Source organism: Curtobacterium sp. PhB136, assembly GCF_004346855.1.
Lineage (GTDB): Bacteria > Actinomycetota > Actinomycetes > Actinomycetales > Microbacteriaceae > Curtobacterium.
Genome location: NZ_SMGH01000007.1, coordinates 249,221 through 263,061, shown reverse-complemented (window position 1 = coordinate 263,061; position 13,841 = coordinate 249,221). Strand labels below are relative to the sequence as shown.

The 13,841-nt window shown below is 69.8% G+C and carries 13 protein-coding genes; 11 read left to right on the top strand and 2 right to left on the bottom strand.

Features of this window, described 5'->3' with window-relative positions; genetic code table 11:
- Positions 1-30 precede the first annotated feature (30 nt).
- The 7 genes from ftsZ (at position 31) to EDF27_RS13200 (ending at position 5,428) form a co-directional block, all read left to right on the top strand.
- Positions 31-1,197 (top strand): cell division protein FtsZ, encoded by a 1,167-nt coding sequence (ftsZ, locus tag EDF27_RS13230; protein WP_132049244.1) that lies wholly within the window; start codon positions 31-33, stop codon positions 1,195-1,197.
- A gap of 5 nt (positions 1,198-1,202) precedes the next feature.
- Positions 1,203-1,901: a YggS family pyridoxal phosphate-dependent enzyme gene (locus tag EDF27_RS13225; RefSeq protein WP_132049242.1), complete on the top strand. Its 699-nt coding sequence runs from the start codon at positions 1,203-1,205 to the stop codon at positions 1,899-1,901.
- Between the two features lie 45 nt (positions 1,902-1,946).
- Positions 1,947-2,522, top strand: a complete 576-nt coding sequence (gene sepF, locus EDF27_RS13220; RefSeq protein WP_132049240.1) for a cell division protein SepF — start codon at positions 1,947-1,949, stop codon at positions 2,520-2,522.
- Between the two features lie 105 nt (positions 2,523-2,627).
- Complete coding sequence (locus tag EDF27_RS13215; RefSeq protein WP_123653083.1) at positions 2,628-2,924, top strand: YggT family protein; 297 nt, start codon at positions 2,628-2,630, stop codon at positions 2,922-2,924.
- A 196-nt stretch (positions 2,925-3,120) separates the two neighbouring features.
- Positions 3,121-3,813 (top strand): DivIVA domain-containing protein, encoded by a 693-nt coding sequence (locus tag EDF27_RS13210; protein WP_165931492.1) that lies wholly within the window; start codon positions 3,121-3,123, stop codon positions 3,811-3,813.
- 2 nt (positions 3,814-3,815) lie between these two features.
- A complete protein-coding gene (gene lspA / locus EDF27_RS13205) occupies positions 3,816-4,502 on the top strand; it encodes a signal peptidase II (protein ID WP_243698346.1) in 687 nt (228 codons plus the stop codon).
- Positions 4,499-5,428: an RluA family pseudouridine synthase gene (locus EDF27_RS13200; protein ID WP_132049238.1), complete on the top strand. Its 930-nt coding sequence runs from the start codon at positions 4,499-4,501 to the stop codon at positions 5,426-5,428. Before lspA ends, EDF27_RS13200 begins: the two co-directional genes overlap by 4 nt.
- A 235-nt stretch (positions 5,429-5,663) precedes the next feature.
- Here EDF27_RS13200 and EDF27_RS13195 read toward each other — a convergent pair whose 3' ends face one another.
- Positions 5,664-7,082, bottom strand: coding sequence for an MDR family MFS transporter (locus EDF27_RS13195; protein WP_132049236.1), 1,419 nt, complete (start codon positions 7,080-7,082; stop codon positions 5,664-5,666).
- 62 nt (positions 7,083-7,144) lie between these two features.
- On the opposite strand from EDF27_RS13195, the gene EDF27_RS13190 reads away from it, so the two are divergent.
- From EDF27_RS13190 to EDF27_RS13180, 3 genes are all read left to right on the top strand, one after another.
- Positions 7,145-7,723 (top strand): TetR/AcrR family transcriptional regulator, encoded by a 579-nt coding sequence (locus tag EDF27_RS13190; protein ID WP_123704591.1) that lies wholly within the window; start codon positions 7,145-7,147, stop codon positions 7,721-7,723.
- A 137-nt stretch (positions 7,724-7,860) separates the two neighbouring features.
- A complete protein-coding gene (gene dnaE, locus EDF27_RS13185; RefSeq protein WP_123704593.1) occupies positions 7,861-11,394 on the top strand; it encodes a DNA polymerase III subunit alpha in 3,534 nt (1,177 codons plus the stop codon).
- Between the two features lie 8 nt (positions 11,395-11,402).
- Positions 11,403-12,188 (top strand): hypothetical protein, encoded by a 786-nt coding sequence (locus tag EDF27_RS13180; protein ID WP_243698345.1) that lies wholly within the window; start codon positions 11,403-11,405, stop codon positions 12,186-12,188.
- A gap of 74 nt (positions 12,189-12,262) precedes the next feature.
- On the opposite strand, the gene EDF27_RS19950 is transcribed toward EDF27_RS13180, so the two are convergent.
- Positions 12,263-13,258, bottom strand: coding sequence for a tautomerase family protein (locus EDF27_RS19950; RefSeq protein WP_207909627.1), 996 nt, complete (start codon positions 13,256-13,258; stop codon positions 12,263-12,265).
- Here EDF27_RS19950 and EDF27_RS13165 point away from each other — a divergent pair.
- Positions 13,156-13,818: a hypothetical protein gene (locus EDF27_RS13165; protein WP_165931473.1), complete on the top strand. Its 663-nt coding sequence runs from the start codon at positions 13,156-13,158 to the stop codon at positions 13,816-13,818. The two genes, EDF27_RS19950 and EDF27_RS13165, sit on opposite strands and share 103 nt — an antisense overlap.
- The last annotated feature ends 23 nt before the right edge of the window (positions 13,819-13,841 follow it).

Here is a 13,841-nt window from a genome sequence, read left to right as displayed (position 1 = left end):
GTTGAGGGTTCAACCGGAGGCCGGACTGACGTGACCACGAACCACAACTACCTCGCCGTCATCAAGGTCGTCGGTGTCGGCGGCGGCGGCGTGAACGCCGTCAACCGCATGATCGAGCTGGGCCTCCGTGGCGTCGAGTTCATCGCGATCAACACCGACGCGCAGGCACTGCTGCTCAGCGACGCCGACGTCAAGCTCGACGTCGGCCGCGAGATCACCCGCGGCCTCGGCGCCGGCGCGGACCCCGAGGTCGGCCGTCGTGCCGCCGAGGACCACGCCGAGGAGATCGAAGAGGCACTCGCGGGTGCCGACATGGTCTTCGTCACCGCCGGTGAAGGCGGTGGGACCGGCACGGGTGGTGCGCCCGTGGTCGCCCGCATCGCGAAGTCGATCGGCGCGCTCACCATCGGTGTCGTCACGAAGCCGTTCAGCTTCGAGGGCAAGCGCCGCCAGTCGCAGGCCGAGAACGGCGTCGCCGGGCTCAAGGACGAGGTCGACACGCTCATCGTCGTGCCGAACGACCGCCTGCTCGAGATCTCCGACCGTGGCATCTCCATGGTCGAGGCCTTCGCGACCGCCGACCAGGTCCTCCTCGCCGGCGTCCAGGGCATCACCGACCTGATCACGACCCCTGGACTCATCAACCTCGACTTCGCCGACGTCAAGTCCGTCATGCAGGGTGCCGGTTCGGCGCTCATGGGCATCGGCTCCTCGCGGGGTGCCGACCGGGCGATCAAGGCCGCGGAGCTCGCGGTCGCGTCGCCGCTGCTCGAGGCCTCGATCGACGGTGCGCACGGCGTGCTGCTCTCGATCCAGGGTGGCTCGAACCTCGGCATCTTCGAGATCAACGACGCGGCCCGCCTCGTGCAGGAAGCCGTCCACCCCGAGGCGAACATCATCTTCGGTGCGGTCATCGACGACACCCTCGGCGACGAGGTCCGTGTCACGGTCATCGCCGCCGGCTTCGACGGGGGCGAGCCCTCGTCGCAGGTCAAGGAGCGTCGCGCGAGCTGGGTCGACCCCGAGGCCGGCGCGACCGTCCCGGTGTCCGGCGCCGGTTCCTCCGCGATCGAGGACTCCACGAGCGCCTCGCCGTCCTGGGCCTCCTCGGAGCACGAGCCGCCGGCGCAGCGCGCTGCCGACCCGGCATTCGACGGTGACGACGACGAACTCGACGTCCCCGACTTCCTGAAGTAGGGCTCTTGTCGGACGCTCGCACGAGCCTCCAGGACCGGCTGTCCACGGTCCGCGACGGCATCGCCGACGCGGCCAGGGCAGCCGGTCGCGCACCCGACGAGCTCACGCTCGTCGTGGTGACGAAGTACCACCCGGCATCCCTGGTCCGTGACCTCGCCGCGCTCGGCGTGACGGACGTGGGGGAGAACCGCCACCAGGAGGCCCAGGCCAAGGCGACCGAACTCGCCGACCTGGCGCTCACCTGGCACTTCGTCGGGCAGCTGCAGTCGAAGAAGGCCCGCCAGGTGCGCCGGTACGCGCACGTCGTGCAGTCACTCGACCGCGACTCCGTCGTGGACGCGTTCGCGCCGACGGAGCAGGAACCCGAACCACCCGTGATCGACGGGTTCGTGCAGGTGAACCTCACCGACGACCCCGGTCGCGGTGGCGTGCACCCCGACGACATCGACGCCATGGTGGAGCGGATCGCGGCAACGGGCACGATCGCGCTCCGCGGCGTGATGGCCGTCGCGCCCCTGGACGAGGAGCCCCGTCCGGCGTTCGCCCGGCTCCGCGGGATCTCCGAGCGGGTGCGGCTGATCGTGCCCACCGCGACCGACATCTCCGCGGGGATGAGCGGCGACTACGCCGAGGCGATCGCCGAGGGCGCGACACACCTGCGGATCGGGACGGCAATCACCGGAATCCGGCCGAGTGCGCCCTAGCCTCGTGGCAGGGCATCCACGAGCACGCACACCCCTGGAGGAACCATGGCCGGTCCGTTGAAGAAGACGATGGTCTACCTCGGCCTCGCCGACGAGGAACTCGAGTACGAGGACGAGCAGCCGCAGCAGCAGGCACGCGCCCAGCAGCCGCAGCAGCAGCACCACTCCTCGTCCGCCGCGAGCCAGCACGAGGCTCCCGCACCGGCCGCCGCGACGCCCGCCCCGGCGGCTCCAGCCCCCGAGGCCAAGGCCCCGCACACCCACCAGCGCGGCGCCCAGGTCACCCCGCTCCGCCGCTCGCACACGACCGCACAGAAGGCGACCCCGGTCCAGGAAATGAACGAGATCCTCACCGTCCACCCGCGCGAGTACAAGGACGCCCAGTCCATCGCCGAGAGCTTCCGCGACGGGATCCCCGTCATCATCAACCTCTCGCAGATGACCGAGACCGACGCCCGTCGCATGATCGACTTCGCGAGCGGACTGTCCCTCGGCCTCTACGGCAAGATCGAGCGCGTCACCAACAAGGTGTTCCTGCTCTCCCCGGCGCACGTCGCAGTGAGCGGTGAGGCGCCCGAGGTAGAGTCCGACATCGAGGCGTCCTTCTTCGCCCAGTCCTGAGTCGACGCGTCCCGTGGTCAACCCGACCACGGTGCGCCGCCCAGGCCCACCCGCCCCGTGCGCGGTGTCACACGGCACCGTTCACCCGAGACGAGCGAGCCGCACGTGTCCGCGATCTTCACGATCCTGTACTTCCTCCTCCTGCTGTACTTCTTCGTGCTCTGGGGGCGGTTCGCGCTCGACATGGTGCAGGCGTTCAACCGCTCGTGGCGTCCCCGCGGCGGCATGCTCGTCGTCGCCGAGGTCGTCTACTCGACGACCGACCCGCCCATCCGCGCTGTCCGCCGTGCGCTCCCGCCGCTCCGCATGGGAGCCGTGGCGCTCGACTTCGGCTGGTCGATCGTGATGCTCGTCGTCATCATCCTGATGAGCATCGTCCGGGTCATCTCCGCCGCGGTCTGACGTCCCCGCACCCGATCCGGCTGGCCACGACACGCGCCACGCCCGGACACGATCACGGATCGTGCCCTGCGTCGGTGTACGGTGGTCGGGATCGATGCCCGCTCCGGCGGTGCATCCGCACCGGAAGTCGGGCCTGGTACATTCGGGCCCAACGTTTCGGTTCCACACGTTCAGCAGTTCTATTGAGGTGACGGCAATGGCTTTGACGCCGGAAGACGTAGTCAACAAGCGGTTCCAGCCGACCAAGTTCCGCGAGGGCTACGACCAGGACGAGGTCGACGACTTCCTCGACGAGGTCGTGGTCGAGCTGCGCCGTCTGACCCAGGAGAACGAGGAGCTCCGTCAGCGCCTGCAGGCCGCCGAATCGGCGCCCAAGCCGGCCGCTGCCGCAGAAGCCGCTCCCGCTCCGACCCCCGAGCCCGAGCCGGAGCCGGCCCCCGTCGCCGCAGCTCCCGAGCCCGCGCCGGTCGCAGCCGCCGCCCCGACCACCACGGTCCCGGCGGACGAGGACACCGAGGGCACCACGAACCTCCTCACGCTCGCGCGTCGTCTCCACGAGGAGCACGTCCGCGAAGGCATCGAGAAGCGTGACGCGCTCATCGCCGAGGGCCAGGCCCAGGCAGCGCGCCTCGTATCCGAAGCGGAGAGCAAGCAGCGCCAGATCATCGCCGACACCGAGAACACGAACCGTCAGCGTGTCGCGGTGCTCGAGCAGGAGCAGCGCCAGCTCGAGGGCAAGATCGACGAGCTCCGCACGTTCGAGCGCGACTACCGCGCCCAGCTGAAGAGCTACATCCAGGGTCAGCTCAACGAGCTCGACACCTCGTCGGGCACCGAGCAGTCCGGCCTCACCCCCGCGCCGGCCTCGGCGCAGGGCTTCGGCAACTGACGTTGTCCCAGCAAGACCAACGAGCGAAGGTCAGTGTCCGCGCGATCGCGGCACTGGCCTTCGCCGCTGTCGTGGTGGTGGCGGCCGACCAGATCGTGAAGGCGCTGGTCGTCGCGAACCTGCCGTACGGGCAGGTCGTGCCGGTCCTCGGCAACGCGCTGCAGTTCCTCTACGTCCGGAACCCCGGTGCCGCGTTCTCGTTCGCGGTCAACATGACGTGGGTGTTCTCGATCGTCTCCGCTGCGGTCGTCGTCGCGATCATCGTCTTCGCACGGCGCATCCACTCCATGTGGTGGGCGATCGTCCTCGGCATGCTGCTCGGCGGCGCGCTCGGCAACCTCAGCGACCGCCTCTTCCGTGAGCCCGGCTTCGGCCAGGGCCACGTCGTCGACTTCATCTCGACGCCGTGGATGATGCCGGCGATCTACAACATCGCGGACTCGTTCATCTGCGTCAGCATGGTGATCTTCGTGCTGCTGGTGATCTTCGGGGTCAACCTCGACGGAACCAGGACGGTCTCGGACAAGCGCAAGGGCAAGGGCGGCCTGGAGGCCCGTGGGGACTCCGCCACGGACGCTGCGGCGACGGCGACCCCGTCGGTCGCGTCCACCGACGCGGCGGACGCACCCCGAGCCTCCAGTCGACCTCATGGTGACCAGCGCGACTCGCTGGGGCACGACGCGACGTGAGCGAGACGCGTTCCCTGCCCGTCCCGGACGGGCTCGCCGGTGAGCGTGTCGACGCCGCCATCGCGAAGCTCCTCGGGTTCAGCCGGTCGTTCGCGGCCGACGTCGTCGCCGCCGGTGGCGTGCGCGTCGACGGCGTGGTCGTCGACAAGTCCGACCGTCTGCACGCGGACTCCTGGCTCGAGGTCGAGTGGACCCCGAAGGAAGCCCCACGGATCGTGCCCGCGCACGTTCCCGGGATGACGATCGTGCACGACGACGACGACATCGTCGTGGTCGACAAGCCCGTCGGCGTCGCCGCGCACCCCTCGCCGGGGTGGGACGGCCCGACCGTGCCCGGGGGCCTCGCGGCTGCTGGGTTCACCATCGCGACCTCCGGCGCCGCGGAACGCGCGGGGATCGTGCACCGGCTCGATGTCGGGACCTCCGGACTCATGGTGGTCGCGAAGACCGAGCTGGCGTACACGAGCCTGAAGCGGGCGTTCAAGGAGCGCACGGTCGAGAAGGTCTACCACGCGCTCGCGCAGGGGCACCCGGACCCGACCTCCGGCACCGTCGACGCACCGATCGGACGGCACCCCTCGAGCGACTGGAAGTTCGCGGTCACCTCGGACGGCAAGCCGAGCGTGACGCACTACGAGACGCTCGAGGCCTTCCGGTCCGCGACCCTGCTCGAGGTGCACCTGGAGACCGGGCGCACCCACCAGATCCGGGTGCACATGGCGGCCACCCGGCACCCGCTCGTCGGGGACACGATGTACGGGGCCGACCCGGTGCTGGCCGCGGAGCTCGGGCTGACGCGGCAGTGGCTCGATGCGGTGCGGCTCGGGTTCGCGCATCCCCGGACCGGGGAGTGGGTCGAGTTCCAGGCGTCGTACCCAGAGGACCTGCAGGTCGCGCTCGACCGCATCCGGAGCGCGTCGGTCTGAGGCCGGGCCGGCCCGGGGCGGGCCGGGCGTGGGCGGGCCCGGGCCGGGGCTGGCGTCCCCGTGGGCATCGAGTGCGCAGTAGGTGCGCGTCAGCCGCGCTCGGGCCGCATCTGCTGCGCACTCGATCCCTGTGAGGGTGGCAGGTCCGCGCAGGGCCCGGCCCCCGGCTGATCGAGTGCGCAGAAGACGCGGCGTCGGCTGCGCTCGCGCGCCACTCCTGCTCACTCGATCGGGGCTACCTCGTGGACGTGGACGCGGGCACCGGCGTCGGCATCGGCGCTGCCGGTTCGGCCGCGGCCGGCTGACGGCCGGGCAGCAGGAACGCGAGCACCGTCGCGAACGCGGTGATGCCGATCGCCCACCAGAACGCCTGCTGGAACGCCACCGCAGCATCGCCGCCGGCGACCGCACCCGCGAGGACCACGGCGAGCACCGCGGTGCCGAACGCCCCACCGAGCTGCTGCGCGAGCCGGGTGATCGTGCTCGCGTGCGGCATGTCCGGGCGGTCGAGCCCGACGAAGCCGACCGACATGATCGGGATCATCACGGCTCCGAGGCCGAGCCCGCGGACCACCAGGACCAGGGCGATCCACCACTGGTTCGTGCTGCCGTCCGCGAAGGCGAACGGGATCGTGGCCACGAGCACGACGGCGAACCCGACGACGGCGACGACCCGGGCGCCGATCCGGTCGGTCATGCGGCCGGCGAGCGATCGGCTGAGCAGCGAGCCGACGCCCTGGGGGATGAGGAGCAGCCCGGCTCCGAGCGCGTCGGTCCCGCGGAGCTCCTGGAACGACAGCGGCAGGAGCAGCATGCCGCCGTAGAGCGCGGCGCCCATCAGGAACATCAGGGTGGCGGCTGCGGCGAGCGGACGGTGCCGGAGCAGTGCCAGGTCCACCAGGGCTGCGCTCCGTCGGCGGGTGGCCCAGAGCACGAACGCGACGAGCAGGACGAGCCCGGCGCCGAGGGGTGCCCAGACGTCGAACCGGGCGAAGCCGTCCGTCCGGCTGGCGTTGCTCAGGCCGAACAGGATCCCGACGACGGCGGGGGAGAGCAGCACCAGGCCGACGACGTCGAGCCGCGCGGTGCCGACCGGACCGTCGGCGGGCATGAAGAACCACGCGAGGACGAGGCCGGCGACCGCGAACGGCACGTTCACCCAGAACAGCCACTGCCAGTCGGCCGCGCCGAGTATCAGGCCGCCGATGACCGGTCCGAGGATCGGCCCGAGTGCCGTGGGCAGGGAGGCGATCGACATCAGCTTGCCGATGTTCCGCCCGCCCGCTGCCTGCATCAAGAGCGTGGTCAGCAGCGGCATCATCGCGCCGGCGCCGATGCCCTGGACGATCCGGAAGCCGATCAGGCTCGTGGCGTCCCAGGCGAGCGAGCACAGGACGCTGCCGATCAAGAACACGACGAGCGCGCTCATCCAGAGCCGCCGCCCGCCGATGCGGTTCTGCAGCCAGCCGACGATCGGGACGGTGACGCCCATCGCGAGCAGGTAGCCGGTGCTCACCCACTGGATGGTCTCGACGCTCGTGTGCAGGTCGCGGCTGAGGGTGTGCAGCGCGACACTGACGATCGTCGAGTCGAACAGCGGTGCCATCGCGCCGACGATCAGCGCGACGGCCAGTCTGGTCAGGTTCTTGTCCATGATGGAGATACGCTCCCGTTTCTTGTTGGCGTCACCGTACTGCCGCGCGTTAAGATACGCAAGTGGATCTTGCGAAGACGAGACGGCGCGGTGCGGAGCTCGAGGCGGCACTGCTCGACGCTGCGTGGCAGGAGCTCGAACGGAGCGGTTACGCGTCCCTGACGTACGAGGCGGTCGCTGCCCGCGCGGAGACCTCGAAGCCCGTGCTCTACCGGCGGTGGCCCACGAAGGTGGACCTCGTCCTCGCCGCGCTCCAGCACGCCGGGCTGTTCGATCGTCGTACCGTGCCGGACACCGGGACCCTGCGGGGCGACATGCTCGCAGCGCTCCGGGACTTCAACGACGCGCGGTCCGGGTTCATCACCGTGATCAGCCTCTACCTGTCGAGCATCAACGCGGACACCGGGCTGACCCCCGCCGACCTCCGCGCACGCCTGATCGGGGACCGGTCGAGCGTCGGCCGGGTCTTCCTGGAGCGTGCGGCCGCGCGGGGGGAGATCCCCGCACGCGACTGGCCCGACGGGCTCACCACGCTGCCGTCCGACCTGATGCGCCACGACCTCGTGATGACGCTGAAGCGGATCCCGGACACCCGCGTGCTGGAGATCGTCGACGACATCTGGCTGCCGCTCGTGCGGTGAGGAAGCGGTGAGGAAGCGGTGAGGAAGCGCTGAAGGAGCGATGCGGAGGCGCGGTGAGGGAGTGCCGCGGCGTGTCTGTCCGCGGTCGCGGTTAGGCTGTTCGAGTCCCGCAGCAGCTCGTACGAACCGGAGGTTCCGTGGCGGATTCCGACTCCTTCGTCCACCTGCACGTGCACAGCGAGTACTCGATGCTCGACGGCGCGGCCAGGCTCAACGACCTCGTGGCGGAGACCGCCGCGCAGGGCATGCCGGCCGTGGCGGTGACGGACCACGGCAACATGTTCGGCGCGTTCGAGTTCTGGAAGGCCGCCAAGGCCGGCGGCGTCAAGCCGATCATCGGGACAGAGGCGTACATCACGCCGGGCACCCACCGCTCCGACAAGACCCGTGTGCGCTGGGGTGACGGCGGCGGGGACGACGTCTCCGGTGCGGGTTCGTACACGCACATGACGATGTTCGCCGAGAACACCGCCGGCATGCACAACCTGTTCCGGCTGTCGTCGAAGGCCTCGCTCGAGGGCTACTACTTCAAGCCCCGCATGGACCGCGAACTCCTCAGCGAGTACCACGACGGCATCATCGCCACGACGGGCTGCCCCTCCGGTGAAGTCCAGACGCGCCTGCGCCTCGGCCAGTACGACGAAGCGATCAAGGCCGCGGCGGACTTCCGGGACATCTTCGGCAAGGAGAACTACTTCGCCGAGATCATGGACCACGGCCTCGAGATCGAGCGCCGGATCATGACGGACCTGATCCGCCTCGCGAAGGACCTCGGCCTGCCGCTCGTCGGCACGAACGACCTGCACTACACGCACTCCCACGACGCCAAGTCGCACGCGGCACTGCTCTGTGTGCAGTCCGGCTCCACCCTGAACGACCCCAACCGCTTCAAGTTCGACGCCGACGAGTTCTACCTGAAGACCCCGCAGCAGATGCGGCACGTCTTCCGGGACAACCTCGAAGCGTGCGACAACACGCTGCTCATCGCCGAGCGGTGCAACGTCGAGTTCGACACCGCGGCGAACTACATGCCGAAGTTCCCGGTGCCCGAGGGGGAAACCGAGCACAGCTGGTTCGAGAAAGAGGTGGCGAAGGGCCTCGAGTACCGCTACCCCGGCGGCATCTCGCCCGAGGTCCAGGCGCGCGCCGACTACGAGGTCGGCATCATCAACCAGATGAACTTCCCGGGCTACTTCCTCGTGGTCGCCGACTTCATCAACTGGTCGAAGGACCACGGCATCCGCGTCGGCCCCGGTCGTGGTTCCGGTGCCGGCTCGATGGTGGCGTACGCGATGCGCATCACCGACCTCGACCCGATCCGGCACGGCCTGATCTTCGAGCGCTTCCTCAACCCGGACCGCGTCTCGATGCCCGACTTCGACGTCGACTTCGACGACCGGCGCCGCGGTGAGGCGATCAAGTACGTCACCGAGAAGTACGGGTCGGAGCGCGTCGCGCAGATCGTCACGTACGGCACGATCAAGGCGAAGCAGGCGCTGAAGGACTCCTCGCGCGTCCTCGGCTTCCCGTTCGGCATGGGCGAGAAGCTCACGAAGGCGATGCCGCCGCCCGTGATGGGCAAGGACATCCCGCTCACCGGGATCTTCGACAAGGACCACCCGCGCTTCAAGGAAGCCGTCGACGTCCGCACCGTGGTCGAGACCGACCCCGAAGCGAAGACGGTCTTCGACACCGCGCTGGGTCTCGAGGGGCTGAAGCGCCAGTGGGGCGTGCACGCCGCGGGCGTCATCATGTCCAGCGACCCGCTGATCGACATCATCCCGATCATGAAGCGGGAGCAGGACGGCCAGATCGTCACGCAGTTCGACTACCCGGCTTCGGAGTCGCTCGGCCTGATCAAGATGGACTTCCTGGGGCTCCGGAACCTCACGATCATCAGTGACGCCCTCGACAACATCAAGACCAACCGTGGGATCGACCTCGACCTCGAGACCATGGGCCTTGAGGACCCCGAGGCGTACGCGCTCCTGCAGCGCGGTGACACCCTCGGTGTGTTCCAGCTCGACGGCGGCCCGATGCGTGGCCTGCTGCGCCTGATGAAGCCCGACAACTTCGAGGACATCTCCGCGCTCATCGCCCTGTACCGTCCGGGCCCCATGGGTGCGAACTCGCACACGAACTACGCGCTCCGCAAGAACGGCGAGCAGGCGATCACGCCGATCCACCCGGAGCTCGCCGAGCCCCTCAAAGACATCATCGGCACGACCTACGGCCTGATCATCTACCAGGAGCAGGTCATGGCCATCGCGCAGAAGGTGGCCGGGTTCTCGCTCGGTCAGGCGGACATCCTCCGTCGCGCGATGGGCAAGAAGAAGAAGTCCGAGCTGGACAAGCAGTACGCCGGCTTCGAGAAGGGCATGCTCGACAACGGCTACTCGGCCGCGGCGATCAAGACGCTGTGGGACATCCTGCTGCCGTTCTCCGACTACGCGTTCAACAAGGCGCACTCCGCCGCGTACGGCGTGGTGTCCTTCTGGACCGCCTACCTCAAGGCGCACTACCCGGCCGAGTACATGGCGGCGCTGCTGACGTCCGTCGGTGATGCCCGCGACAAGCTCGCCCTGTACCTCAACGAGTGCCGCCGGATGGGCATCAAGGTGATGCCGCCGGACGTCAACGAGTCGATCGGCTTCTTCGCCGCCGTCGGTGAGGACATCCGATTCGGCATGGGCGCGATCCGCAACGTCGGCTTCAACGTCGTCGACGACATCGTGAAGGCCCGCACGGAGAAGGGCGCGTTCGAGTCCTTCCACGACTTCCTCCGGAAGATCCCGATCTCCTCCGCCAACAAGCGGACCGTGGAGTCGCTCATCAAGGCGGGTGCCTTCGACGAGTTCGGGGACAGCCGCCGTGCGCTCGTGGAGATCCACGAGGGCGCGGTCGAAGCCGCGGTGAAGGTCAAGCGCGACGAGGTCCACGGCAACGTCGGCTTCGACTTCGACTCCCTGTTCGCCGAGGTCGCCGAGGAACAGCCGTCGCTGGCGGTCGTCTCGCAGGTGCCGGAGCGTCCGGAGTGGTCCAAGCGCGACAAGCTCGCGTTCGAGCGCGACATGCTCGGTCTCTACGTCTCGGACCACCCGCTCGCGGGGCTCGAGATCGAGCTCGCGAAGCACCAGTCGATCACCATCGCCGACCTCATCGCGGCCGACGACTCGGTCGAGGGGGAGACCGTCACGGTCGCCGGACTGTTGACGAGCGTGCAGCACCGGGTGGCCAAGACGAGCGGCAACCCGTACGGCATCGTCGACATCGAGGACTTCGGCGGCCAGATCGGCGTGATGTTCCTCGGCAAGACGTACCAGGAGTTCGGGCCGTCGCTGGTGGCCGACTCGATCGTCGTCCTCCGCGGTCGCGTGAACGTCCGCGACGACGGCAAGGCGCTGCACGCGGTGAGCATGTTCCAGCCGGCGCTCGGTGACGTGATGGGCTCCGGCCCGCTCACGCTGTCCCTGCCCGAACGACAGGCCACGACGGAGACGGTGACCGAGCTGGCGGCGGTGCTCGGCCGGCACACGGGGGAGACCGAGGTCCGGCTGCGGCTGCTCAAGGACGACGTCGCCCGGACGTTCGAGCTGCCGTTCCCGGTGAACCTGACGCCCGACCTGTTCGGTGAGCTGAAGAGCCTGCTCGGCCCGCGCTGCCTGGTGTAGCGCCCGCGATGGACGACCGTACGATGCCGGACGCCGCTGCCCTGGCGGCGTTCGGCGTCGCGGGGTCGCGGCCCGAACGGCTCGCCGGCGGCCGTGGCCTGACGTGGCGCGCCGGGGACGTGGTCCTGCGGCCGCACGACGGCGCGGAGGAGACCGACTGGCGCGCCGAGGTCCTCGCGACGCTCGGGCACACGGCGGCGTTCCGCACGCCCCGGCCCGTCGCCACCACCGATGGCAGCTGGCGGTCGGGGCGCTGGGAAGCGTGGGAGTGGCTGCCCGGCCGCGCCGACGAGACCCGCGTCGCCGACGTCATCCGCGCGGGCACCGCCTTCCACCGGGCGATCGCGCACCTCGACCGACCTGCCTTCCTCGACCGCAAGGACAACGCCTGGAGTCACGCCGACCGGATGGCCTGGGGCGAGGCCGAGCTCCCGCCGGACACGACGCTCGACCGGCTCGCGGCGGCGTTCCGCCCCGTCGAGTCACCCGCCCAGCTCGTCCACGGCGACCTGCTCGGCAACGTGCTCTTCGCCGAGGGCCAACCGCCCGCGATCATCGACTGGCCGCCCTACTGGCGTCCCGCCGGGTTCGGCGCGGCGGTCGCCGCCGTCGACGCCGTGTGCTGGCACGGGGTGCCGGTCAGCGCGCTCGACGCGCTCGGCGACGGCATCGGCGAGTGGCGCCAGCTGCTCGTCCGCGCCCTCATGTTCCGCATCGCCACCCTGCACCTGCTCGGCTCGTGGGACGCGACCGGCGTCGCGACGCACCGTCCGGTGGTGGACGCGCTGGTCTGACGGCCTGGAGGCCCGGTGCGGGCCCGCCACGGGCCTCCCGTCCGGTGTCCGGTCACGTCTCGTTTGGACCTGGGCTACGAGGCAGGGCGGTAGCGCGCCATCGCGCTCCGCTGCGGGGCGAAGCGTTCTTCGAAGTCGCGCTCGTTCGGGACCCACACGTCTCGCCAGAGCGACTCGTGACGCCTGCCGAGCCGCGCATCGCGCGCCATGCCCCGCTGTGCGGCGACGTCGAGCTCGACGTCACACCAGCCCGTCACGTCGAGGCTCGGGAGCGTGTCCGGATGGAACAGCCCGATCAGGTCCACGACCAGGATGTCGGCGCTGGGGAGCGGCTCAGCGGGACCGAGCGACCTCGTGGTCCAGTCGAAGCGGTGGAACACGCCGGGTTGCGCGGCCCGGTGTGGTGCGAGGACCGTATCGAGCAGTCGTCGTCGGTCGACACCGTCCCAGTCCGTCGACCGCCGATGGGATCGCACCGGGTCCAAGAAGTCGTCACCACGGATCCGCACCGCACCTGCGAGCTCCGCCGCGAGGGTCCTGGCCAGGGTGGACTTGCCGGACCCGCAGTAGCCGGAGATCCCCACCACGAGCGGGTGTCCCAGGTCACGCTGACGCGCCCGGATGAGGTCGACCAGGCCGGTCTGGTCCATCGGCGACTCGACGTCGATCTCGTCGTCCAGCACCAGGTCCTCGGCGTTCACGCCCCGGATGCCCCAGTTCACCTTCGGGGTCTCCGTGATCGTGATCTCGACGCTTTGCGGCGAGATCCCCGCCTCGGACTCGATGCGAGCGAACAGCTCACGCACGAGCGATCGCTTCGTGGCGTCGCTTGGGCCATGACGACACAGTACCGAGGGGGGTTCGCGGAACTTTCGGCGGTCGTCGGCCAGTCGCTCGACCGGGAGGCTCGGTGCGGGCCCACCACGGACGTCCCGTCCGAAGTCCGGGCACCCGATACCGTGGTCCCGTGGCGAGCCAGGACCAGTACGACGCCCTGTGGGCTGAGGGCCGAGCGCGCATGGTCCTTGGCGATCTCCGACCCGACCGGACGCCGACGGATGGGGACCCACGATGGGGGCTCAGCCTCGTCCTGCTCCCGGCCGAGGAGACGGCGCGACGCCTCGCCGGAGTCACGTCCGAGCTGGACGCCGCGTACCGGGGCGGACACCACCTCTACGGGGTGGCGGACCTGCACATGACGATCACGAGCCTCGAGCCGTACCGGGATCGGATCGCGCCGGAGACGGTTCAGCACTACGTCGACGCGATCGATCGTTCGCGCGACCTGCTCGACGTCCGGTGTCGCCTGCTCGGCCTCGGTGGTTCGGCAGCCGGTGTGTTCGTCCAGGGGTTCGACGACGACAGCCTCCTTCCGATCCGCGTGCGGATGCGGCAGGCGGCTGCCGATCTGCACGGTGGGACTGCGCCCCCGATGGCGTTCGTCCGGGACACCGCGCACATATCGCTCAGCGTCCACCGGCAGGCGGGGCCCGAAAACGCAGCCGTCGCCGTCGTGGAGCGATCGCGCCGGCGGGACTTCGGCGACCTCCAAGGCTCTCGGGTCGCGCTGGTGCGGTACCGCCCTCGGGTCGGCTCCATGGGAGTCGAGATGCTGCACACCGTCGGTTAGGGAGCGGACAGGCTCTTGTGCGC

Excerpts from the sequence above, each read along its gene's own strand:
- sepF (WP_132049240.1), top strand. The coding sequence starts at position 1,947 with ATGGCCGGTCCGTTGAAGAAGACGATGGTCTACCTCGGCCTCGCCGAC.
- EDF27_RS13210 (WP_165931492.1), top strand. The coding sequence starts at position 3,121 with ATGGCTTTGACGCCGGAAGACGTAGTCAACAAGCGGTTCCAGCCGACC.
- EDF27_RS13195 (WP_132049236.1), bottom strand. The coding sequence starts at position 7,082 with ATGGACAAGAACCTGACCAGACTGGCCGTCGCGCTGATCGTCGGCGCG.
- EDF27_RS13180 (WP_243698345.1), top strand. The coding sequence starts at position 11,403 with ATGGACGACCGTACGATGCCGGACGCCGCTGCCCTGGCGGCGTTCGGC.